Genomic DNA, 23,160 nt, shown 5'->3' with positions numbered 1-23,160 from the left:
TCTATTTATGCAAAATATCTTTTAACGCCCCGTCAATTAATGGATGGGTAAACCGGTAACCGGCATTTGTTAAACGGGTGGGTACCACCCAGCGGCTTTTCAAAATCAGTTCGGTTTCTGTACCAATGAGTAGGGCCCCTATCTCCAGCATCCATTTGGGGGCAGGTAAACCCAATGGTGCACCAGCCAACCGGCGCAGGTTCTGCATTAATACTTTGTTTTGTACCGGCATTGGGGCTGTGCAATTGTATACGCCTTCTGCTTCAGGATGCTGTAGTAGCCATTCGGTTATGCAGGCGGCATCATGTTCATGTATCCAGGCCACATATTGTTTGCCATTGCCTTGTTTGCCACCCAAACCAAATTTCACCAGATTGTGCAGGCGTGGAAATACCCCATCACTTTCACCCAGTACAATACCCATACGCAGCGCTACTTTGGGGGTATTCGGCGTATGCGCATCAAAAAATACTTTCTCCCACTGGCGACATATATTTACAGAAAAGCCTTCGCCAATTTCGCCATGCGCTTCATCCTGCGGACGGTCTTCGGCATGTCGGTAAATAGTGGCTGAGGTTACGTTGATCCACAATTTAGGCGCTTGTTTTAATTGAGCAATTACTTTGCCTAATAAGCCGGTCGGCTCCAGTCTTGAGTCCAGTATTTCCCGTTTGTTTTCGGGTGTATAACGGCAGTTTACATTTTTACCGCAAAGGTTAATCAACATATCAGCCCCTTCCATTTCAGCAGCCCAGGCGCCTATCGTCCGGCCATCCCAAACCAAGGTTTTAACATTGCCTTCAGCAGTTTTAGGCTTTCGGCTTAAAATAATGATCTGCTTTGCTTTATCGCTATAATAATGGCTTAATACTGTTCCTAAATAGCCGTTGCCACCTGCCAGTATAATTTTTTGATATTTCATGATCGTTTAGTTTAACAAATAAATCAGCATTAAAACGCCTAAGCGGTACGCCACCCAACTCAAGGTAAGCGCCCAACCCAAACCGAGCAAACGGCTGCGGCGGATGTGTTCCAGAAACATCAAGCCGGCAACTGCCATAAAATAGCCGATGTATACAAATACCGGTAATTGCACAAAGTGTGCTACCAATAAAGCTGGTAATAACAGTAAAGCTCCACCAAAAGAGATGGTCATCATATTGCCCAAGTAATCCCAGCATTTGTTTGGAACTAACAGGCTTATAAGTATACCTTGAAACAAGATTTGCCCACCGCAAATCAAATACTCGCGGTATGGATTACCAACTGGCACCATGGGGGTTAATAAGTGGGCATAAGCAGTGAGTGTACAGCCTACCACCAGCCAAGTAAATGTCAAATACAGTAACCGATAATTTAAGCGGAAAGAGGGTTGCAAGACATTTGCCTCCTGATTAGTAGCAGGCATAATTACCCTGCGGTTGTAAGAGATAAAGGCGTAAACCCTGGTCATCAACCATAAAAATGCAGCGTTATTGAACAGCGGGTTTAGTATAGGGAAGGAGCTGCTAAAAATTTTAAACAAGCTTTTAATGCCATAAGTCACCTCCCCTGTTGCCGTGTTTACCAATGCAATTTCATTTACGGCACGCTGGCGGTCAACTACGGGGCACGCAACTTCGGGCATATGCTGATAATCAGCCCGGCCATTACTGTCCAGCATACCTGCGTTCACGAAAACCTGGGTAGATACCCGGCACAGCGGACATTCGGCATCGTATAAAATGAGGTGTTGGGCTAAGGTCTTCATGGCATTTTTATTTGTTTTATACTATTTGAATTTTCAATAAAATATGAAAATTAAGATCAAAAAATATATGCTTACTTAAATATTTTAAAAATTGAACCCCAAAACCAGCTTTCTTCTGCCTTAATCATGGTTTCTAAAGTACGGTTCACGTTTTTAGCTAATTTATTGATATCAGTTAATGACTTTTTGAAAGTTTTGTATGCCGGATCTTTTTCGTCGCCTTCAATGTTGGCAACCTCATTCAGCACCTTCAGTACCGGGTCAAGCTCGCGCTTTTTACGTTCCTTGGCTACCTGGCGGGCAATGTTCCAGGTGTCTTTATCGGCAAAGAAATATTCTTTCCGCTCGCCAGCTCTGTGTTGCTTTTCCACCAGGCCCCAGTCTATGAGATCGCGCAGCGTCATGTTAGCGTTACCACGCGATATACTCAACTGCTCCATTACCTCTTCAGTAGTCAACGCCTCGGGCGATACCAGCAGCAGGGCATGTACCTGAGCCATGGTGCGGTTAATCCCCCACTCCGACCCCAGTTTACCCCAGGCTTCAATAAACTTTTGTTTTGCTTCTGGCAGTTGCATATACAAAGGTAAACAACTTTTCAAACTTTCAAAATGTTTTGAAAGTTTGAATGAAATTTATTTTGCGAAAGTGTTGATTAATTGATTGTCGTTACAATTAGCACATTGCTCCTATTGGTAATCACAAAAAAGGCGATGATGTGTAATACAGTGCCTTTCATCAAAAAAACGTAAGGCAGTACTTTAAAGTACAGAAATTACTGTAACTCCTCATCGGGCAGATGATCATCATCTTCAGGGTCAGGCTCGCCTAAATCGTCTGCGGCTTGTATTTCGTGCAAGTCGTTCTCATCACTCATTTCATCCTCAAACTGCTCATCATCATCGTCATCAACCATATCATAGTCGTCATCGCCACCAGAGTGATTAACAGGATAATCATACAATGTGTTACTAAACAGGTGTTGCTGAAGCTCTACAGCTTCAAATGCAGTAATGAGTATCATAGGAGGTATTAGTTTGATGGTTTATACAAATATAATACAGCGTGCCCTGTAAATAGTTTAAGATTGAAGCTGCATTTTGTAATAAAAAAACAACTATTTACGTTTATCAGGGCCATTGTAACAAGCTTGGTACTCAAATAGCCTATATACAACGTTAAATCAAACTTGAACCCGCTATTGATTTGATTTATCTATTTGATTACAATCGAAACTTCAAATAATTACACTTAATTTTCTTTTCTGTAGTTAAGTTTATTAATAGCGATGGCAGCGCTGATTAAACCCAAATGCGTAAAACCTTGAGGAAAATTACCCAGCTGTTCTCCCCTCTTGCTCAACTGCTCTGAAAACAGCCGAAGCGGGTTGCCATAACCAAGTAGCTTGGCAAATACCTCGTTGGCTTTTTCTGCCTGCCCTGATTTGGCCAGGCATTCGGCATACCAAAATGAGCAAATCGTAAAAGTACCCTCTTCACCATCCAGGCCGTCTCCGTCGTCGTCATTATTTAGATAGCGATAAATCAACACATCAAGCTTCAACTCGCGTTCCACCGCTTCGAGTGTTTTGAGCCAGCGTTCATCAGTTGGTGTCATGTAGCGCACCAAGGGCATCAGCAATACCGAGGCATCCAGTTTATCAGATCCTTTGGCTTGCACAAACGACTGCTTGTCTTCATTCCAGAAGTTTTCGTAGATGTCGATATAAATTTTGTTGCGCGCGGTGTGCCAGCGCTCCAACGGATAAGGAAACGAGCGATGATCGGCTATTTTAATGGCGCGGTCAACTGCTACCCAGCACATCAGCCTTGAGTGCAAAAATTCCTTCTTATCGCCCCTCACCTCCCAAATGCCGTGGTCGGCATCTTGCCAGTGGTCTATCACATACTCTACCTGGCGGGCCAGGCTCTTCCAAAAGTTGTACGTAATCTGCCCGCCATATTTATTGTACAGGTAAATGGTATCTATCAGCTCGCCATAAATATCCATTTGCTTTTGCCCTTTCGCCCCGTTGCCAATCAGTACCGGCTTCGAATTTTTATAACCCGAAAAATGCTCCAGCTCCTCTTCATCAGGTATGGCTTTACCATCCCAGGTATACAGCAGGTGCATATCATCTTCAATACAATGGCCCTCAATCCATTTCATGAAACATTCAGCATCATGCATAAAACCGAGCTGCAGAAAGATGTACATGGTAAACGAGGCGTCGCGTATCCAGGCATAACGATAATCCCAATTGCGCTTCCCTCCCAATATTTCGGGTAAGCCAAAAGTTGCCGCAGCTATAACTGAACCCTGCTTGTAAGAGGTGAGCAATTTTAAGGTTATAGAGGAGCGCCGAACCGTTTCTACCCAGCGCCCTGTAAAATTACACTGGTTAATCCAGTTGCGCCAGTAGGTATAAGTATCGGTATAACACTTGAGGCAAAACTCGTGGTATTGGTGTGCAAAACTGCTGCCCTCAATATTGTTCTGCAACACAAAGCAAATAGTTTCGCCCTGCTTAAGTGAAAAGCTGGTATTGATGTCATCGCCATCCAATTGCAAGGGTATATCTGTCCACAAATGCAACTGGTTTTCGCCGCTTTCAAAAACGATGCGGTTATCGGCAGCTACGGTTGCCGTATGCTGATCCCTGGCATAGTTAAAGCGTGGCCGGCACACTAAATTGAACGTTAAATCACCGCGTATAGCTGTTACCTTACGTACTATCGTCATTACACCACCATCTTCATCTACCGGCATAAAGTCGGTGAGTTCAGCCATTCCTGCCTCAGAAAAAAAGCGGGTAAGCAGGATAGCCGAGTCTGTGAGGTACAATTGCTTGTACGTCAAATCCTCCAGATCAGGCCTGATGTAAAACTGGCCGCCTGTTTCGTTATCCAGTAAGGCGCCGAAAACCGTAGGCGAATCATACCAGGGCAGGCACATATAATCTATAGAACCCTGGTTTGATACCAGTGCCACTGTATGCAGGTTACCTATAATACCATAATCTTCTATGCGGTTGTAGGATTGTTCGGTCATGTACTAAAATTTATTTGAAGCGCAGCAAAAATTATTACTTGTTACAACAACTACAAGCCGGTTTGTTTTGCTATAATAAGTCAAGCCTGTATTGTATAATTACAATTTGGATTAAACCATCCATCTAATTTTAGATCATATATTAAAACAAAATAGCTGTTTTAAATATTTTGGTTTCACATCTATTTAATAACAGTTGTTCTTTATCAACTTAAAAAACAAAAACTATGAAAAGGATACTTTTTGCGTTCAGCATTATTTTTGCATTAATGATTTCGGCCAATGACAGTATGGCCCAAACCCGCCGCAGAGGCATGAGTTCACAAGCTAAAGGTGCACTGATTGGCGGTGGCGCCGGTGCAATTGCCGGTGGTTTAATTGGTAAAAACGTAGGTGGTGCCGTATTGGGTGCTGCAGTTGGTGCCGGTGGTGGTTACGTGGTAGGTAACGAAATTCGCCGCAAAAAAGTGAAACAGCGTCGTGCTTATTACCGTGCACACCATTATCGTCGTACTTATGTACGCCATCATTAATTAATATAAATACCGGATTTATAAAAACGGAAAGCCTGTAGTAAGAGTTATACTACAGGCTTTATTATTACACATCTATCTTATATTATGGCTAACGTACAAATACTCAACAAAGAAACGCTCTCTGAACGTAAATACCCGCTCAAATACATCACCTATCAAAAATTTATGAAAAACGGTGAAGCGGTTGATATGGAAGCCGAAGTATATTACCGGCCCGATGCTACCGCCATACTGCTGTATAACCAGGAACAGCAAACTTTTTTGCTTACACAGCAATTCAGGATGCCTGCTTATTTAAACAGCAGCGATACCGGCCTGCTTACCGAAGCTTGCGCCGGTTTGATTGACGAGGGAGAAACCCCCGAAGAGGCGGCCATCAGGGAAGCTGAAGAAGAATTGGGTTACAAAGTTAAAGAGCCGGTTTTTGCAGGAAAAATTTATACTTCAGCCGGGGGCATTACCGAATTACTGCACCTGTACACGGCAGCCTACACCGAAGCCGACAAGGTATCGGAAGGCGGCGGCGCCGAAGGTGAAAATGAAGATATTACCCTGATTCATCTTAGTTATACTGATGCCAAGCGCATGTTGCAACAGGGCGAAATTATAGATGCCAAAACCATGTTGTTGTTGCAGCATTTCTTCTTGTTTATACAACCTTGATTATAATTTGAATATATGCTTATATTTAGCCATCACCCAATTAAGGCCTGCCCTATATTTTAATTTTTGCTGTTGAGATTTACGTTAGCTGTACTTCTGTTTTTTTGTTCAGGGATGATCTGTTGTTTAGCGCAGGGTGCCCGCCAACCTGCTGCGCCCGACCGCCTGCCCGACTCGTTGGATAAAAGCCGGCCCGATACGGTTAACCAGAAGGATTTAATTGATATTTTTCGATCTGTATTTGATGTACGAAAAACCCGCGTGAAGGCCGAGCCGGGTAAAACCATTTACTTTTCATTTCTGCCCACGGCCTCTACCATACCCGGTGGCGGGAGGGCGCTCATTACCTCTACCACTGCAGGCTTTTATTTGGGCAACCGCAAAACCACCAACTTATCCAGTATTTCGTTTTCACCTTACTGGAATTTTCATCAACGCTACGGTATACCTATACGTTCAAACATCTGGCTTAAAGACAATAAATGGTTTATCAGCGGCGATAGCCGCTTTATGGTATACCCACAATATACCTGGGGCTTAGGCGGACGGCCACGCCCCGACGAAAAGTTATTAGTTGATTATAGTTATATCCGCTTATATCAAAGCATTTTGCGCCGTATTAAACCTTATCTGCTATTAGGTATAGGTTATGATATTGATTACCGCATCAACATCCAATCGCAAACGCCCACCGATAATCTGGCAGAATTTAGTGGCTACGATTTAGGTACCCGCCACGGCCAAAATTCTTTCTCAGCAGGGCCGACTTTAAATTTACTGTACGATACGCGCAACAACTCCCTCAACCCTTTGCCTGGCTGCTACGCCAATATTATTTACCGCTATAATTCGCCTATGTTTGGCAGCAGCCGCAAATGGGAGTCATTATATCTGGATATACGCAAATACATTTCTTTCAGCCATTCGCGGCAACAAAATACGCTTGCACTCTGGGCCTATTTTTGGACTACCCTGGATAGCGGCGCCCCCTACCTGGATTTACCAAGCATCGGCTGGGACCCTTTTAACCGCTCGGGCCGGGGCTTTGACCAAAACCGTTACCGGGGCCGGGGCCTGATTGATGTTGAAGCCGAATACCGCCGTGATATTACCCGCAACGGCTTACTGGGTTTTGTGGTATTTGCCAATGCTAATTCAGTAACCGAGCCGGTAACCGGTCAGTATAAATATGTACACCCGGCTGCAGGTGCAGGCTTACGTATAAAATTTAATAAAGGCTCGAACACCAACATCGGTTTTGACTTTGCCCGCAGCCGCAATAACTCTGCTTTCAACCTGTCCATAGGTGAAGCATTTTAAACACAATTGATTGATTTAAACCAACTATTTTTCCACAGTACTGATTGTTATTTATATCCATATTGTTAATATACAATATACTGACATACAGTAATTTAAAAAATATTCAAGATTTACACTTGGTGTTCAATGCGACGCTAAACCGGCTTTTGCACAATTATTGCATTGTTTCATGCATCTTGCTGTAGCCCCTCCAACAAACATTTTAATTGCTTATAAATTTAATTCAAACATATATTGAATATATACTACCATACCTATGAATAGAACTGTACTACCCGGCACCGCATATCCGCAGGGTGCCACCTATGACGGCAAAGGCGTAAATTTCGCTTTGTATGCCGCCCATGCTACTAAAGTGGAATTATGCTTGTTCGATGAAGAAAAAGACGCGAAGGAAACAGAAGCAATTACTATTACCGAGTGCTCGCACCAGGTTTGGCATATTTACCTGCCCGATGTAAAGCCCGGACAATTGTACGGCTATCGTGTACATGGCCCTTATGAGCCGCATGAAGGTAAACGCTATAATGCCAACAAACTGCTCATTGACCCTTATGCAAAAGCAATTGCCGGAACCATTGACTGGAACGATACCCTTTTTGGTTATGATTTGAACAGTGATGGCAAAGATCTGAGCTTCAGCGAAAGCGACAGTGCGCCGTTCATCCCCAAATCAGTGGTTATTGATAATGAGTACGATTGGGACAATGATAAATCGCCAAGCCTCGAATTGCACGAGAGCATTATTTACGAAGCCCATGTTAAGGGGTTCACTAAACTGAATCCGGAAATTCCGGAAGAAATCAGGGGAACTTACGCCGGCATTGCACACCCAGCCAGCATTAAATATTTACAGGAACTGGGTATAACCGCTATTGAACTACTGCCTGTGCATCATTTTGTAACCGACCAGCATTTGCTGGATAAAGGTTTGACCAATTATTGGGGTTACAATACCATCGGCTTTTTAGCGCCTGATGTACGCTATTCAAGCAGCGGCGTAACCGGTGGACAGGTTACCGAATTTAAAGATATGGTGAAAGCCTTGCATAAAGCAGGTATTGAAGTGATACTGGATGTGGTATACAACCATACCGCCGAAGGTAATGAACTGGGCCCAACCCTATCTTTTAAAGGAATTGATAACGAAGATTACTATCGCCTAAGCGACGAGAATAAGCGCTATTATGTAGATTATACAGGTACCGGAAATACTTTAAATGCCAACCTGCCCAGTGTGCTGCGCCTCATTATGGACAGCCTGCGCTACTGGATTACAGAAATGCACGTTGATGGTTTCCGGTTTGATTTGGCTTCAGCTTTGGCCCGCGAACTGCGGGATGTTAACCGTTTGAGCTCTTTCTTTGAAATTATATACCAAGATCCCATCATCTCACAGGTAAAATTGATTGCAGAGCCCTGGGATGTAGGCGAAGGTGGTTACCAGGTAGGCAAGTTTCCACATGGATGGGCTGAGTGGAACGGTAAGTACCGAGATAACATACGCAACTACTGGCGCGGTGCCGACAGCGAACTGGCCGAATTTGCCCAGCGCTTTACAGGCAGCGCCGATTTATACCAGGAAGATGCCCGCAGCCCTACAGCCAGCATTAACTTCATTACTGCCCACGATGGCTTTACTTTAAACGACCTGGTATCGTACAACGATAAGCACAACGATGCCAACGGCGAGGATAATAACGACGGAGATAATGATAACCGCTCGTGCAATTATGGCGCAGAAGGGCCAACTGACGACCCGGAAATTAACGCCATCCGCGAGCGGCAGAAAAAGAACTTTTTAGCTACGCTGTTCTTGTCGCAGGGCGTGCCCATGCTGGTGGCCGGTGATGAGCTGGGTCGCACACAGCAAGGTAATAACAATGCCTACTGCCAGGACAATGAAATATCATGGATTGACTGGGAAAACGCTGATCAGGAATTGATCGAATTCACCAAAAAAGTCATAAAAATACGTAAAGAACACGCTTCATTCTGCCGCCGCCGCTGGTTTAAGGGTGCCGAAACCGAAGGCGAGGTGGAGGATGTAGCCTGGTTTTTACCTGAAGGCCAGCAAATGGATGATGAACACTGGAACCATGATTTTGCCAAATCTATGGCCGTATTCATCAACGGTGAAAAGCTGCGCATGCATGATTTTAAAGGTGAAGAGGTTGTGGATGACCGGTTCTATGTCATCTTCAACGCCCATTACGAGCCGATTGAATATCAATTACCTGATGGCCCTTACGCCAAAGAATGGCACAAGCTGTTAGATACCGCCAAAGATGATTTATCAGATCATGAAGTATGCAAGGCAGGTGAAAAAATAAAAGTATTAGGCCGAACTGTTGTTGTTTTAACTTACCCGGTAAACCAAAATGAGCATCCAAAAACTTATCTCCCGGAGGCCGGGGCTGTGCATCAACAATAACGGCGAAGCAGAAATTCTGGTTTGGGCACCTGAAGCCCAAACCGCAGGTATCAAATTGTGCAGCACCAAACAGGTGCTGCCTTTGCAGCAACTAGAATATGGCTACTGGACGTTGACTACACCTTTGCTGAAAGCCGGCGACTGGTACAAAGTGGTTATAAACGACAAGGAATTCCTGCCCGACCCAGCATCATTGAGCCAGCCAGAGGGCGTACATGGCGCATCGGTTGTGGTAAATTTGAATAGCTTTAAGTGGACGGACGACAGCTGGAAAAATATTCCGCTGGCCGACTACCTGCTGTATGAACTACATACCGGCACATTTAGCCCCGAAGGCACCTTTGCGGGCATCGAGAAAAAGCTGGATTATCTGTTAGAATTAGGCATTACCGCTATTGAAATTATGCCTATAGCCCAGTTTCCGGGTAACCGCAACTGGGGTTACGATGGGGTTTACCCCTATGCCGTGCAGGATTCTTATGGCGGTGCACAAGGCTTGCAGCAATTGGTAAATGCCTGCCACAACAAAGGTATAGCTGTGGTGCTTGATGTGGTGTATAACCATGTAGGCCCCGAGGGCAATTACCTCAACAGCTTTGGCAAATACTTTACCGATAAATATCATACCCCTTGGGGCAATGCTATAAATGTAGATGATGAGTGGAGCGATGGTGTAAGGCAATACATCATTCAAAACGCGTTAATGTGGTTTCGTGATTTCCATGTAGATGCTCTGCGGCTGGATGCAGTACATGCCATTAAAGATTTTGGAGCTGAGCATATTCTCAGTCAGTTAAAAACTGAAGTTGACCAGCTTATCCAGCAAACCGGGCGGCCGCATTACCTCATTGTGGAGTGCGATTTAAACGACCCGCGTTTCATCAACCCACAAAGTAAAAACGGATTGGGTATGGACGCCCAATGGATTGATGAGTTTCACCATGCCCTGCGCATTACTGCAGGCGGCGACCGAAGCGGGTACTACGAAGATTTTAACGGTATAGCCGATTTGGCAAAAGCATACCAGGATGCTTATGTGTATAGCGGCCAGTACTCATCACACCGCCGTAAACTATTCGGCGGACAAGCTACTGAAAACGGCGGTCAGCAATTTATCGTATTCTCGCAAAACCATGATCAGGTGGGTAACCGCATGCTAGGGGAACGCAGCAGCCAGTTGTTCAGCTTTGAAATGCAAAAGCTGATGGCCGGTGCAGTACTGGTTGCCCCTTACCTCCCGATGCTGTTTATGGGCGAAGAGTGGAGCGAGCCTCACCCCTTTTTGTACTTCGTGAGCCATACCGACCCCCAACTGGCCGAAGCCGTACGTAAAGGCCGAAAACAGGAGTTTGCTGCTTTCCATGCAGAAGGCGAAGCACCTGACCCGATGGATGAAGAAACTTTCAACCAATCTAAACTGCAATGGAATTTGGTAAATGAAGGCCAGCACCAGGTGATGTTCAACTTTTATAAAACCTTGATCACCTTGCGTAAGCAGACCCCTGCCCTGCATGTGCTCGATCGTAACAGTTTAAAAGTAAGTTGCGATGAACAGGCCCAAACCCTTATTCTGCAACGTTGGCATAAGGACAATAAGGTAACTATAGCCATGAATTTTTCTGACCAGCCGCAACAAGTTGATTTGCCCAACATAAAAGCAGAATGGAAGCTATTAATGGCTTCAGCCGATGTACAATGGAACGGGCCGGGGTTCAATTCAAATAACGCCGGAGGAATTTTTGACTTATCCTCGCAATCATTTTGCATCTACGGCGGTTAACAAACCATTAAATTGTGTCATTTCGACCATAGGGAGAAATCTTCGTCATAAGATACATCTACAACAGATAGGCTTCTCGAGGAAGATTTCTCTTTACAGTCGAGATGACAGTTTTTATAAAAATCGTATACTTTAAAAATCTACTACAACCAGCATATGTACAATCCGGTAGCGACCTATCGCCTGCAGTTTCATCAAAAATTTACCTTTGCTGAATTTGAGCAAATCATTGGTTACTTGCAGCAATTGGGTGTAAGTACTATTTACGCCTCGCCGGTGTTTGAGGCCGATCCCGGAAGTACGCACGGATATGATGGCGTAAATCCGCACCGTATTAATCCCGAAATTGGCACTGAAGACCAACTGTTACAAATCAGCGCCCGGCTTAAAGAACAACAGATAGGCTGGCTACAGGATATTGTGCCTAACCACATGGGCTACAGTCAGCACAATCCCTGGCTGATGGATGTGCTGGAAAAAGGCAGCCAGTCCGCCTATGCCACTTTTTTTGAAAGTGCCCGCACTAGTACTTTGTTCAAAGACGAGCGCCTGATGGTCCCCTTTTTGGGTAGCCCGCTGGAACAGGTGATTCAGGGCGGTGAGCTAACTATTGCTTATATGGATGGCAGGCTGGTGTTAAAATATTACGACAGCTATTGGCCTTTAAGCCCTAAAAGTTATCCACGCATTTTCGGCTCGGCGAAAACTAAAAACAGCCAGTTACAAGATTTGCTTAACAGCTTTGATAACGCGCAAAGCAGTACCGACACTTTCGCACAAAAATGGGATGAATTCAGAGCCAATCTTCAGGCTTTTACTGCTGACAAAAAAGGCAAAGAATACATTAACCGTTCACTTAAAGCCGTTAACAACAGTCCGGATTTATTGACCGAGATTGCAGACGAGCAAGCTTACCGCCTATGCAGCTACGAGGAAACCGATCAACGCATTAACTTCCGCCGTTTTTTTACGGTTAATAGTTTAATTTGCCTTAATATACAAGATAAGGCCGTATTCAACGAGTTTCATCAATACATAAAAACACTTACCGATCAGGGCATTTTTCAGGGGTTACGCATTGACCATATTGATGGTTTGTATGATCCTGAACAATACCTTAACCGCCTTCGTCAGTTAGCTGGCCCTGAAACTTACATTGTTACCGAAAAGATTTTGGAACAAGGCGAAGATATGCCGCATGAATGGCCGGTGCAGGGCAATACCGGTTATGATTTTTTAGCACAGGTGAATAACCTGTTTACAAATACCGGTGCCGAAAAGCATTTCACCCGGTTCTATCAGCAATTGGTAAACGATGACACACCGGTTGAAGAACAGATTTTACAAAAGAAGGCTCACATTTTAAAAGAGCACATGGGCGGCGAACTGGACAATTTGTGCCAGCTGTTTTATCAACTCAAATTAGGCGATAAAAAGTTACTGACTGATATTTCTTCAGAGCAATTGAAAGAAGCCATTGGTCAATTGCTCATTCATTGCCCGGTGTACAGATACTATGGCAACCAAATGCCGCTGAAGCATGAAGATGAACAAACACTCAAAAAATTAATTCATACCGCTGCAAGTGCTCATCCGGAACTAACATCAGCCTTTGACTTGATTTCAGAGGTAGTACTCCGCAAACCACAGCATGCCAAGGCTGATTACAATAAACGGGCGCTGCAATTTTACCAGCGCCTAATGCAATTTAGCGGGCCGCTGATGGCAAAGGGGGTTGAAGATACCCTGATGTATACTTACAACCGCTTTATCGGTCATAATGAGGTTGGCGATGCGCCCGCAGCATTCGGCAGCGGCATCAAGGAATTTCACCAGTTGATGAAGGAGCGCCAGAAATATTGGCCGCTATCCATTAACGGCACCTCTACACATGATACCAAACGCGGCGAAGATGTACGCGCCCGCCTGAATGTGTTAACTGACCTGCCCGCAGAATGGCTGCAGGCTGTACGCCATTGGCAGGAATTAAATGCAGATCTCAAACAAGATACCGCACCCGATGCCAATGATGAATATTTCATTTACCAAACCCTAACCGGCGTGTATGCCATGCCGGGCCAGTATGAAGACGACATCAGTACACGGTTATCTGAATATTTAACCAAAGCCTTGCGCGAAGCCAAAGTAAATACCACTTGGACCGATAACAACGAAACGTATGAGCAGGCGGCACTTAACTTTGCAACTGGTTTGCTGAATAAAAACCGGGAGTTCTGGGCATCATTCAGCCAATTTCAACAGCGCATAGCCGATTATGGCATCATTAATTCACTGGCACAAGTGCTGTTAAAGTTTACCTGCCCGGGCGTGCCAGATGTATATCAGGGATGCGAACTTTGGGATTTAAGCCTAGTAGACCCCGATAACCGCCGCCCGGTGGATTATAAATTACGCAACCAGTTACTGCAACAGTTAAACGAAGATAACCAGGAGCCAGAGGATTTAATCAATCAACTATGGAGCAACCGTTACAACGGGCAAATTAAACTTTGGTTTACTCAGCTGCTGTTTAAGCAGCGGCAGCAATCTGCCGAGTTATTCACTAAAGGTCATTATCTGCCTTTAAAGGTAAAAGGCACGTATGCAGATCACATTGTAGCCTTCGCCCGCCGGTATCATGCAGAGTGGGCAGTGGTGATTGTTCCTGTTGGCTTAGCCCAAGTTGCAGCGCCATCTGCGTTAACTGAAATAAATTGGAAAGATACCTGCATTGTACTACCCGAAGAAGCGCCCGCTCAGTGGCAACATCAGTTAGTGAATACCCAGGGCAGCATTAACCAGTCCGAATTACAAGTACAAGACGTGTTGGGCAGGCTGCCGATGGCTTTACTAAAATTATACCACCAGCCCGAAAACAAACGCAGCGCCGGTATTCTAATGCATATTACTTCGCTTCCCTCAGCTTATGGCATTGGAGATATTGGCCCGGGGGCACGCCGCTTTGCCCGCTTTTTAAGCAAGGCTGGGCAAAGCATCTGGCAGCTGCTGCCACTTAACCCGGTGAGTGCCGACCAGCAGTTCTCACCTTACAGTTCGGCCTGTAGCATGGCGGGTAATATATTATTGATTAGTCCGGATGAACTGGCTAAACAAGGCTTACTTACAGCCAATGAACTGGAACAGCACGGGTTGCCCTTAAATGATAAAGTTGATTTTGAAAAGGTAACTGCCAGCAAAGAGGCGCTGTTTACCAAAGCCTATCACCGGTATCTGGAAGATACGCCTGCAGGCATGCAGCAGCAGTTTGAAGCGTTTACCCAACGCGAAGCCTACTGGCTGAATGACTTTGCGCTGTATACCGTTATCCGCGAGCAGCAAAACAGTCAACCCTGGTACCAGTGGCCCGACGACTTAAAATTACGAAAACCGGCAGCCATTAACCGCTTTACCAAAGCCAACCAAGCCGCTTTAAATAAGGTAAAATGGCTGCAATTTCAATTTACACAACAGTGGCACCAATTAAAAGAATACTGCCACACCTACCGCATTCGGCTGTTTGGTGATTTACCATTTTATGTCAGCTATGACTCGGCCGATGTGTGGGCCAACCGTAACATCTTTAGTATTGATAACCAGGGTAACCGCATAGGTGTAGCCGGCGTTCCGCCAGATTATTTTAATGCTGATGGGCAACTGTGGGGGATGCCGGTATACAATTGGAACCAGTTGAAAGCCACGGGCTACCAATGGTGGATAAACCGCCTGCGCAAAAACATGGAACTATTCGATTTGCTTCGTTTAGATCATTTCAGGGCATTTGAGGCTTATTGGCAAGTGCCGGCCAATGAAACCACCGCCCGCAACGGCGAATGGAAAACCGGGCCGGGCAGCGGGTTCTTTTCCGCTATCAAATCAGCCTTAAGCGAATTACCCTTTATAGCTGAGGATTTGGGTGATGTTGACGAAAAAGTTTTTGCGCTGCGCGATGAATTTGGCCTACCTGGCATGAAGGTATTACAGTTTGCCTTTGGCGATACAATGCCATCATCCCTGTACATTCCGCATAATTACGAACCTGATTATTTTGTATATACCGGAACCCATGATAATAACACTTCGGTAGGCTGGTACCGGCAGGATGCGGATAAAAACGTGAAACGGCAACTGGAAGAATATATCGGGCAAAAGGTATCGGCCAAAAATATTCACAAAGTGCTGGCACGAATGGCTTACGCATCGGCGGCAGAAGTTGCCATACTTCCGGTACAGGATATATTAGGATTAGATGAACAGGCCAGAATTAATAATCCGGCTTCCGAAGAGAACAATTGGCTGTGGCGCCTGTCGGAAAAGCGGTTAAGCAAGAAACTGGCGGCAAAGCTGCTCAATTGGGTGAAGCTATACCACCGACTTTGATTTGGATAAGCTGTTCTATACAGCTTAATCTTTTCTGCCGCTTTTTTGCCTGAACACCAGAAACAACGCAAGCGCAATAAAACCAACAAAAAGTGCGATACCTAAAATGGGAGGAAACATAATTTTATTTTTTAGTTATAGTTAAATCAACAGGCCTGGGCAAGGTTTGTTTATCGGTTATTTCCCAAAAGCCCCATAATGCGTTAATAGCCCAAACGTTATCAAATTTTAAATCCTCTTACTGTCGCTTATTTTGTTGGCTTCTTCCCGCTCTTTCTGTTTTCCTTGCTTTATGGTTTGCCTGATAATCAGAAAAACGGCAAGTACCATTATAAGTCCTACAATTCCGGTGGCGATGGGTAATGTCATGACGAGTAATTTTTAACTGGTTCGCTAATTATTACAACGTGTGTTTTAAAGCATTGTTCTGCGGTATAACAATACAAGTAATAGATGTGATGTACATACAAACCCTCTTGCCGGTTTGGGGTTTTATAATGATAAAAATTGTTTTTTGATGGAAGATTTTGATATTACTTTAGCCCTTAACAGCCAGCAATTACCCGCACGCGTACATCCTTATGAGCAGGATGATAAAACTTATTATGAAGTAGTGACTGATAATTTTACGCTCACTTTGTTCAAAGACACAATGTTTACGTGGGCAACGGAAGGTAGCAGCAGCCTGGATGCTGATGACATACAGAGCATCGGCGAACAGTTGTTATTGAGATAGATTAATGCTATGTTGCACAGAAATGAGCTTTAAATATTTGCTATCAACCCTGTTTCTTCTTTGTAGCATTTGTGCATACGCACAAGAGGCCACCACACAGGTAGAAGATAAAATTACCCCGGAAGTAAGTATTAAATACCACGTACTTAGTGCCAATAAGAAAGTGATGCAAGGCTTATATCAGGCTTTTTACAAAAAAAATACACCCGTTGCCAGCGGCCTGTATGAACATAATGAGAAAGCCGGCACATGGCATTTTTTTGATAAAACCGGTAAGTTAATGCAGCATTACAATTACACTAAACATTTGCTGACTTACGAGGCACCTGACGACAGTACTTCAGGAATAAAGTATGTAGTAGATGAAGACTTTAAGCAAAGCGATACAATTACAAAACCCATTCGCATTGGAGGCCGGTATTTCGGGTATCTGCCCTACCTAAACCTTTTCAGGCTTCCTAAAGATTTATACGATTTTGCTTATGTTTCCGGATATGGAGAACCCACTGTGTACTTAGAATTTCTAATTAGTCCGGCAGGAAGATTGGCCGATTACAGGGTGCATATCAAATCTTATGTATACGGAGAAAAAGTGCTGGCTGTAAAGATCGACCAGCTGAGCGATGATGACAAAAGCTTCTACCCTGCTACATTAAACGGCAGGGAAATTTCGTGCCGAATATTACTGAGTTGCAAACTCAAAGGCTCAAATCTGGAATTATAAAGACATTAAAAGCAAAAAACCGGATAATATCCGGTTTTTTGCTTTTATAATTAGTGCTGGTGATGACCATCAGGACCATGTGCGTGGCCGTGCTGTAACTCCTCAGGGTTAGCCGGGCGAACGTTAATGATCTGGCCTTTGAAATGCAGTTCCTGACCAGCCATTGGGTGATTTAAGTCTACCACCACACCATCTTCGGCAATAGATACTACCTGGCCCTGGAAACGGTTGCCTTGATTATCCTGCAAAGGCAATACGGCGCCAATTTCGGGCATTTCAGTACCCTGAAACATTTCTTTAGGCAAGCTGGCTACTGCCTCATCGCTATATTCGCCATAAGCATCTTCGGCAGCTAAACGGAAATCATAGCTATCACCTGTTGATAATGTACTTAAGTTTTCTTCAAATTTAGGCAGCATCTGACCAGCGCCATATAAAAACGTAAGGGGCTGCTCTTGTGTAGCACTTTCTACATGCGATTCGCCGCCTTCGGGGTTGTTTACATACAAATCGTAGGTTAATGACACTACGTGATTGGGTTGTACTTTCATCGGGTTGTTTTTAAGTATAATAAGCCTTCAGGCTTTAATTTGTTTTAAGGCATCAGCAACAGAGGTCAGCGGCAGGCCGCAGGTTTTGTCCTTACACACAAAAATACGGCTCTCCTGAGTAATGCGCTGCTGCAGCAAAGGTAAACTTTCCTGCATACCGCCCAATATTATTTTATTGGGTACATATTGCTGTTCCATCTCCCAGCGCAAAGTTTCAGCTTCGGGCCCGGTAACTGCTACTTCGTTGATTCCGGCAATTTCTAACAGCAGTAAGTTGGCCCAATTAGAATACGCAGAACCATATTTAGCCATATAAGGCATCAAATTGCGCAGCAATTGGGCAGCTATATCTTCAAACTGCTGATCGGCATAAAACAGGCTCAACTTTTTCAAATTAGTAGCCATTACTGAATTGGATGAAGGAATCACTCCATCCATTATTTCACTTTTACGGGCAATCAACTGCTTATCATCTTCGGCGGTGTAAAAGAACATGCCTTCGGTACCACTATAGTAGTGGGCAATGGCTTGTTCAGTTAGTTGTTTGGCTAAATTGAGCCATGCTATATCAAACGTAACTTCATACAGGGCAATAAAACCATCAATCACATTGGCATAATCATCCAAAAAAGCAATATGCGGGCCGCTTTGCTGGTTGGCTCCGGGTTTGTAAATCCGGATTAAACGCTGATTGGGCGTAATCATGTTCGCTTGTAAAAATCTGGCATTCTTTAATGCCAGTTCTAAATACTGAGGTTCATCAAAAGCACGGTAGGCATCGCATAATCCTTTTAACATTAAGCCGTTCCATGAAGCCAGTATCTTATTATCCAAACCCGGCCTGATGCGCTTGCTGCGGTAATTGAACACTGTTTCGCGGCTGGTGTGGATGATATTTCGCAGCTCGGACAGGCTGAGGTTATACTGTTTGGCCAGCAATTCGTCGCTCTCTTTGCGGTACAGCACATTGGTTTCTTCCTCTTCCCAGTTGCCTTCATCAGTTACATGGTAGTAAGCATTGAAAAGAGCTGCATTTTCACCCAATAAGTCATCCAGTTCGGTTTTGTTAAAGGTGTAAAACTTGCCCTCTACTCCTTCGCTGTCAGCATCAAGGGCAGAATAAAAGCCACCATCAACCGACATTAATTCGCGTTCTAAAAAAGCTACCGTTTCTTTTACCACCTGCTGGTACAACTCATTTTGCTGCCACGTATAAGCTTCGGCGTAGAGGCTTACCAACTGGCCGTTATCGTACAGCATTTTTTCAAAATGCGGCACGTGCCAGCGGCCATCTACCGAATACCGGGCAAAGCCGCCGCCTATATGGTCGTAAATACCACCATAAGCCATTTTGTGCAAGGTAAGTTTTACGGCCAGCGTAATACTTTCATCCTGCATTAAGTGCGCATAACGCATTAAAAACTGCCAGTTGTTGGGCATCGGAAATTTGGGGGCACGGCCTGTACCACCTTCATTCATGTCAAAATGCTTCTTCCAATTGGTTACAATCAGTTCCAAATCGGCTTTCTTATACTCGGATTGATGCTCAATAAAATTGACCGATTCATATTGTTTGATACCATCCGTTAATCGTACAGCATAATCTTCTGCCTCCTGCGGCTTCTGTTGATAGAAATCGGCCAGGTTGAATAGCAGGCTTACCCAATCATTTTTCGGAAAGTAGGTGCCGCCGTAAATAGGTCGCTGGTCGGGCAAACAAATGCAGTTGAGCGGCCAGCCGCCACGGCCGGTCATTAATTGTACGGCGCTCATATAAATCTGGTCTACATCGGGGCGCTCCTCACGATCCACTTTAATGCATACAAAATGTTCATTCATCACGGCGGCAACACCTTGGTCTTCAAAACTTTCGTGCTCCATAACATGGCACCAGTGGCAGGCCGAGTAGCCGATGCTTACCAGTATCAGTTTGTTTTCGTCTTTAGCTTTTTGTAAAGCTTCCGGCCCCCAAGGGTACCAATCGACCGGGTTATTGGCATGTTGCAGTAAATAAGGGGATGAAGATTGAGCGAGACGATTCATGTAGGCAGATGATTACTTTTGGTTATAAAGATGCAAACTTATAATTGTTTGCAGTAACTCAACAACAAAGTGCCCTTATGTATTCATTATCGGTTGAAAATTTGTTTCACCTGGTGTTTCTTATACAGCAACCAAATCACAAAAAATAAAATAAAGGGGCCGCTAGCCAGCCAAAATAAAAGCTTTTTTGCCTCTATTTTAACACATTCCATATTTAAGTAATGCATATTGTCCGCCATGATATCAATAACCGATTGATGGTCGGCTGGTAACAAAAGCCCCCCTCTTTTCATTAAGCGCAAATAAACAGTTTGATGGGGCCGCACTTTCTTTTGAAAAGCACCATAATCAAAACAACCCACTTCATGACCTCCGATCACAAAACGTTCTTTCGTATTAAGCAGGTAAATATAATATGAGTAATTTCCCCGGTATTTTCGCTGTTTTATAGTGGCAAGTTTACCAGTAAGTATTATTGTATTGATGTTATCTGCTGCGAGGATTTGTATGGTATCAGCCATAATAATCACATACCCCAAAAGTAAAATAGTAACGCCCAACAACTGAAAAAAGCGGTTAATCATATTATTTGACTAAAACATCGAAAACATACCTTATTGTTCTTTTCAGAGCTGAAATTTTAATCCCAAAAACATTAGTAATTCATTAAGTTAAAAACCTTAATTTCGCGGGCATTGATATGGGAGAGAATTTGAATTATTTAGCAGGTCTGAATCCGGCTCAGCGCGATGCGGTAGAGCAAACTGAGGGGCCGGTAATGATTATAGCCGGTGCTGGTTCGGGCAAAACCAGAGTAATTACTTACCGGGTAGCGCACCTGGTGCGTAAAGGGGTTGATCCTTTTAACATCCTGGTGCTTACTTTTACCAATAAAGCTGCCCGCGAAATGCGAGATCGTATCACGCAGGTAGTAGGCACCGAAGCCAAGAATATATGGATGGGTACCTTCCACTCGGTATTTGCCAAAATATTGCGTGTGGAGGCCAGCAAACTGGGGTACCCCAGCAACTTTACCATTTATGATACCGACGACAGCAAGAGCGTACTGCGCGCAGTGCTGAAGGAGATGAACCTGGATGACAAGTTGTACAACCCTAACTTTGTATACAACCGCATTTCAGCTTCTAAAAACAACCTCATTTCGTGGCAGGAGTACCAGCAGAATGCGGCTATCCAGACTGATGATTTTTCATCGGGCCGGGGGAATTTGGGCAAAGTATATGAGATGTATGCTACCCGATGCTACCGTGCCGGGGCGATGGATTTTGACGATTTGCTGTTTAAAACCAATGAGCTTTTACGCAATTATCCTGAGGTATTGAACAAATACCAGCACAAATTCAGGTACCTGATGGTGGATGAGTATCAAGATACCAACTTTTCGCAATACCTGATTGTGAAACGCCTGGCTGCTGTTAACGAAAACCTCTGTGTGGTGGGTGATGATGCCCAAAGTATCTATGCCTTCCGTGGAGCTAACATTCAGAACATCCTAAATTTTGAGAAGGATTATCCCGATCTGAAAGTATTTAAGCTGGAGCAAAACTACCGTTCTACACAAAACATTGTAAACGTTGCCAACAGCATTATTGCCAATAATAAGGACCAGCTTAAAAAAGATGTTTTTTCGGAAAAGGAAAGTGGAGATAAAATTAAAGTAAGCCGCTCTTTTAGTGATAACGAGGAAGGCAAAACCGTAGCCGAGTCCATTATGCAGGAGCGCACTACCAAAGGACTTAAATGGCATGATTTTGCTATTTTGTACCGCACTAACGCGCAATCGCGTTCCATGGAAGAGGCATTACGTAAGCTCAATATTCCGTATAAAATATACGGCGGTCTCTCCTTCTATCAGCGTAAAGAGATTAAGGATTTAATTGCTTACTTCAGGCTCACTTTTAACCCAAATGATGAGGAAGCTCTTAAAAGGGTAATTAATTATCCGCGCCGTGGGATTGGCGACACTACTGTTGACCGACTTATTTTGGCTGCCGGTCAAAATAATACGACCCTTTGGGATGTAGTTACCAACCCTTCGCATTACCTGGATAGCCGCAGTGCTACAGCTGTGGGAAATTTCAGTAACATGATACAAAGCTTCCAAGTTTTGGCGCAGCAAAGCCCGGCTTATGATGCAGCTTTGCACATCGCCCAGCATTCGGGCTTGTTAAAAGATTTGTATGAGGATAAGTCTGTAGAAGGCTTAAACCGATACGAGAACATCCAAGAATTGCTTAACGGTATTAAAGAGTTCTCAGAACGTGAAGATTTGGAAGAAAAAGGCTTGGATGTATTTATGCAGGATGTAGCCTTATTGACTAACGATGACAACGACAAAAACAAAGATGCTGATACCGTATCATTAATGACCATCCACTCATCCAAAGGCCTGGAGTTTCCGCAGGTATTTGTGGTTGGATTGGAAGAGAATCTGTTCCCTTCCCAAATGTCATTAAACTCGCGCAGTGATTTGGAAGAAGAGCGGCGTTTGTTTTACGTGGCTGTTACCCGTGCAGAGTATAAACTAACTTTAAGTTATGCAACCTCGCGCTTTAAATTCGGCACCCTTATTAACTGTGAGCCGAGCCGCTTTTTAGATGAAATTGATGCCAAGTATCTCGAGCTTGATTTTACTGCCAAGCCTGCTGCAGGCAGCAACCCGTTCTTTGATCAGGAACGCACCGCCTGGAGCCGCAACCAAGATAGCTTCTCTAAACCGAAGCCACAAGTAAAAACTACTTCGCTGCTGGCTAAAGCACATGTGCCTTCTGCAAACTTTGCACCTTCTGATACCGGCAATTTACAGGTTGGCCAGGAAGTAGAGCACGAGCGTTTTGGTTATGGCAAAGTAGTAAGTCTTGATGGCAAAAAGCCGGATGTAAAAGCCACTATATTTTTTAAGGAAATCGGACAGAAACAACTGCTGCTCAAATTCGCTAAACTGCGTATTGTGAGCGGCCAACCCGAGTAAAGACTTATAAATATTGAACGTACAAGGCCAGGGCTTTATAGCCCTGGCCTTTTTGTGTTAAGTTTTTGTAAATAAATGGTGCAACAATTACCCAAGTTATGGGGAAACGTCACCCCAAACCTTGCCTCATTTTTTAATTAATTGCTTAAAAAGCAGCATTTAAGGCATAGTTAAGCATTGGCACTGGGTTTGCACTTACT

Annotated in this window: 18 protein-coding genes; 9 read left to right on the top strand and 9 right to left on the bottom strand. The window is 44.2% G+C overall.

From position 1 onward, the window contains the following. Window position 1: 1 nt before the first annotated feature. From ACYVNW_RS03215 to ACYVNW_RS03195, 5 genes are all read right to left on the bottom strand, one after another. Window positions 2-922 (bottom strand): TIGR01777 family oxidoreductase, encoded by a 921-nt coding sequence (locus ACYVNW_RS03215; RefSeq protein WP_460678400.1) that lies wholly within the window; start codon window positions 920-922, stop codon window positions 2-4. A gap of 6 nt (window positions 923-928) precedes the next feature. After that, window positions 929-1,750 (bottom strand): thiol-disulfide oxidoreductase DCC family protein, encoded by an 822-nt coding sequence (locus ACYVNW_RS03210; protein ID WP_460678399.1) that lies wholly within the window; start codon window positions 1,748-1,750, stop codon window positions 929-931. A gap of 71 nt (window positions 1,751-1,821) precedes the next feature. Further along, window positions 1,822-2,328 (bottom strand): GbsR/MarR family transcriptional regulator, encoded by a 507-nt coding sequence (locus ACYVNW_RS03205; RefSeq protein ID WP_460678398.1) that lies wholly within the window; start codon window positions 2,326-2,328, stop codon window positions 1,822-1,824. A 197-nt stretch (window positions 2,329-2,525) separates the two neighbouring features. Continuing rightward, window positions 2,526-2,774 carry a hypothetical protein gene (locus tag ACYVNW_RS03200; protein WP_460678397.1) on the bottom strand — a complete coding sequence of 83 codons (249 nt, stop codon included), beginning with the start codon at window positions 2,772-2,774 and terminating at the stop codon, window positions 2,526-2,528. Window positions 2,775-3,001: 227 nt separating this feature from the next. Then, the gene (locus tag ACYVNW_RS03195; RefSeq protein WP_460678396.1) at window positions 3,002-4,801 is read right to left on the bottom strand and encodes a glycoside hydrolase family 15 protein; all 1,800 of its coding nucleotides are present in this window, start codon (window positions 4,799-4,801) and stop codon (window positions 3,002-3,004) included. 227 nt (window positions 4,802-5,028) lie between these two features. Here ACYVNW_RS03195 and ACYVNW_RS03190 point away from each other — a divergent pair, with 227 nt between their 5' ends. The 6 genes from ACYVNW_RS03190 to treY all read left to right on the top strand — a co-directional run bounded on the left by ACYVNW_RS03190 (window position 5,029) and on the right by treY (window position 15,914). After that, window positions 5,029-5,334, top strand: a complete 306-nt coding sequence (locus ACYVNW_RS03190) for a glycine zipper domain-containing protein (protein ID WP_460678395.1) — start codon at window positions 5,029-5,031, stop codon at window positions 5,332-5,334. A gap of 87 nt (window positions 5,335-5,421) precedes the next feature. Further along, the gene (locus ACYVNW_RS03185; protein ID WP_460678394.1) at window positions 5,422-6,000 is read left to right on the top strand and encodes an NUDIX domain-containing protein; all 579 of its coding nucleotides are present in this window, start codon (window positions 5,422-5,424) and stop codon (window positions 5,998-6,000) included. A gap of 114 nt (window positions 6,001-6,114) precedes the next feature. Next, a complete protein-coding gene (locus tag ACYVNW_RS03180; RefSeq protein WP_460678393.1) occupies window positions 6,115-7,320 on the top strand; it encodes a BamA/TamA family outer membrane protein in 1,206 nt (401 codons plus the stop codon). Window positions 7,321-7,579: 259 nt separating this feature from the next. Further along, entirely contained in the window at window positions 7,580-9,757 is a 2,178-nt protein-coding gene (glgX, locus tag ACYVNW_RS03175) for a glycogen debranching protein GlgX (protein ID WP_460678392.1), read from the top strand. Continuing rightward, the gene (treZ, locus tag ACYVNW_RS03170) at window positions 9,705-11,537 is read left to right on the top strand and encodes a malto-oligosyltrehalose trehalohydrolase (RefSeq protein WP_460678391.1); all 1,833 of its coding nucleotides are present in this window, start codon (window positions 9,705-9,707) and stop codon (window positions 11,535-11,537) included. Before glgX ends, treZ begins: the two co-directional genes overlap by 53 nt. 156 nt (window positions 11,538-11,693) lie before the next feature. Further along, window positions 11,694-15,914 carry a malto-oligosyltrehalose synthase gene (gene treY / locus ACYVNW_RS03165; RefSeq protein WP_460678390.1) on the top strand — a complete coding sequence of 1,407 codons (4,221 nt, stop codon included), beginning with the start codon at window positions 11,694-11,696 and terminating at the stop codon, window positions 15,912-15,914. 228 nt (window positions 15,915-16,142) lie between these two features. Here treY and ACYVNW_RS03160 read toward each other — a convergent pair whose 3' ends face one another. Beyond that, window positions 16,143-16,283, bottom strand: a complete 141-nt coding sequence (locus ACYVNW_RS03160) for a FeoB-associated Cys-rich membrane protein (protein ID WP_460678389.1) — start codon at window positions 16,281-16,283, stop codon at window positions 16,143-16,145. Window positions 16,284-16,431: 148 nt separating this feature from the next. Here ACYVNW_RS03160 and ACYVNW_RS03155 point away from each other — a divergent pair, with 148 nt between their 5' ends. Further along, complete coding sequence (locus tag ACYVNW_RS03155; RefSeq protein WP_460678388.1) at window positions 16,432-16,650, top strand: hypothetical protein; 219 nt, start codon at window positions 16,432-16,434, stop codon at window positions 16,648-16,650. Window positions 16,651-16,672: 22 nt separating this feature from the next. Then, on the top strand, window positions 16,673-17,374 hold the full coding sequence (locus tag ACYVNW_RS03150) for a hypothetical protein (protein WP_460678387.1): 702 nt from the start codon (window positions 16,673-16,675) through the stop codon (window positions 17,372-17,374). Between the two features lie 50 nt (window positions 17,375-17,424). On the opposite strand, the gene ACYVNW_RS03145 is transcribed toward ACYVNW_RS03150, so the two are convergent. From ACYVNW_RS03145 to ACYVNW_RS03135, 3 genes are all read right to left on the bottom strand, one after another. Further along, the gene (locus ACYVNW_RS03145) at window positions 17,425-17,925 is read right to left on the bottom strand and encodes an FKBP-type peptidyl-prolyl cis-trans isomerase (RefSeq protein ID WP_460678386.1); all 501 of its coding nucleotides are present in this window, start codon (window positions 17,923-17,925) and stop codon (window positions 17,425-17,427) included. A gap of 27 nt (window positions 17,926-17,952) precedes the next feature. After that, the gene (locus ACYVNW_RS03140) at window positions 17,953-19,968 is read right to left on the bottom strand and encodes a thioredoxin domain-containing protein (RefSeq protein ID WP_460678385.1); all 2,016 of its coding nucleotides are present in this window, start codon (window positions 19,966-19,968) and stop codon (window positions 17,953-17,955) included. 86 nt (window positions 19,969-20,054) lie between these two features. After that, window positions 20,055-20,552 (bottom strand): hypothetical protein, encoded by a 498-nt coding sequence (locus ACYVNW_RS03135; RefSeq protein ID WP_460678384.1) that lies wholly within the window; start codon window positions 20,550-20,552, stop codon window positions 20,055-20,057. A gap of 128 nt (window positions 20,553-20,680) precedes the next feature. Between ACYVNW_RS03135 and ACYVNW_RS03130 the strand changes: the two genes are divergently transcribed. Beyond that, window positions 20,681-22,960 carry an ATP-dependent helicase gene (locus ACYVNW_RS03130; RefSeq protein ID WP_460680992.1) on the top strand — a complete coding sequence of 760 codons (2,280 nt, stop codon included), beginning with the start codon at window positions 20,681-20,683 and terminating at the stop codon, window positions 22,958-22,960. The last annotated feature ends 200 nt before the right edge of the window (window positions 22,961-23,160 follow it).

Source organism: Mucilaginibacter koreensis (genome assembly GCF_054783355.1).
This window is presented reverse-complemented; position numbering and strand designations above follow the sequence as displayed.

Excerpts from the sequence above, each read along its gene's own strand:
- ACYVNW_RS03215 (WP_460678400.1), bottom strand. The coding sequence starts at position 922 with ATGAAATATCAAAAAATTATACTGGCAGGTGGCAACGGCTATTTAGGA.
- ACYVNW_RS03210 (WP_460678399.1), bottom strand. The coding sequence starts at position 1,750 with ATGAAGACCTTAGCCCAACACCTCATTTTATACGATGCCGAATGTCCG.
- ACYVNW_RS03205 (WP_460678398.1), bottom strand. The coding sequence starts at position 2,328 with ATGCAACTGCCAGAAGCAAAACAAAAGTTTATTGAAGCCTGGGGTAAA.
- ACYVNW_RS03200 (WP_460678397.1), bottom strand. The coding sequence starts at position 2,774 with ATGATACTCATTACTGCATTTGAAGCTGTAGAGCTTCAGCAACACCTG.
- ACYVNW_RS03195 (WP_460678396.1), bottom strand. The coding sequence starts at position 4,801 with ATGACCGAACAATCCTACAACCGCATAGAAGATTATGGTATTATAGGT.
- ACYVNW_RS03190 (WP_460678395.1), top strand. The coding sequence starts at position 5,029 with ATGAAAAGGATACTTTTTGCGTTCAGCATTATTTTTGCATTAATGATT.
- ACYVNW_RS03185 (WP_460678394.1), top strand. The coding sequence starts at position 5,422 with ATGGCTAACGTACAAATACTCAACAAAGAAACGCTCTCTGAACGTAAA.
- ACYVNW_RS03180 (WP_460678393.1), top strand. The coding sequence starts at position 6,115 with ATGATCTGTTGTTTAGCGCAGGGTGCCCGCCAACCTGCTGCGCCCGAC.
- glgX (WP_460678392.1), top strand. The coding sequence starts at position 7,580 with ATGAATAGAACTGTACTACCCGGCACCGCATATCCGCAGGGTGCCACC.
- treZ (WP_460678391.1), top strand. The coding sequence starts at position 9,705 with ATGAGCATCCAAAAACTTATCTCCCGGAGGCCGGGGCTGTGCATCAAC.
- treY (WP_460678390.1), top strand. The coding sequence starts at position 11,694 with ATGTACAATCCGGTAGCGACCTATCGCCTGCAGTTTCATCAAAAATTT.
- ACYVNW_RS03160 (WP_460678389.1), bottom strand. The coding sequence starts at position 16,283 with ATGACATTACCCATCGCCACCGGAATTGTAGGACTTATAATGGTACTT.
- ACYVNW_RS03155 (WP_460678388.1), top strand. The coding sequence starts at position 16,432 with ATGGAAGATTTTGATATTACTTTAGCCCTTAACAGCCAGCAATTACCC.
- ACYVNW_RS03150 (WP_460678387.1), top strand. The coding sequence starts at position 16,673 with ATGAGCTTTAAATATTTGCTATCAACCCTGTTTCTTCTTTGTAGCATT.
- ACYVNW_RS03145 (WP_460678386.1), bottom strand. The coding sequence starts at position 17,925 with ATGAAAGTACAACCCAATCACGTAGTGTCATTAACCTACGATTTGTAT.
- ACYVNW_RS03140 (WP_460678385.1), bottom strand. The coding sequence starts at position 19,968 with ATGAATCGTCTCGCTCAATCTTCATCCCCTTATTTACTGCAACATGCC.
- ACYVNW_RS03135 (WP_460678384.1), bottom strand. The coding sequence starts at position 20,552 with ATGATTAACCGCTTTTTTCAGTTGTTGGGCGTTACTATTTTACTTTTG.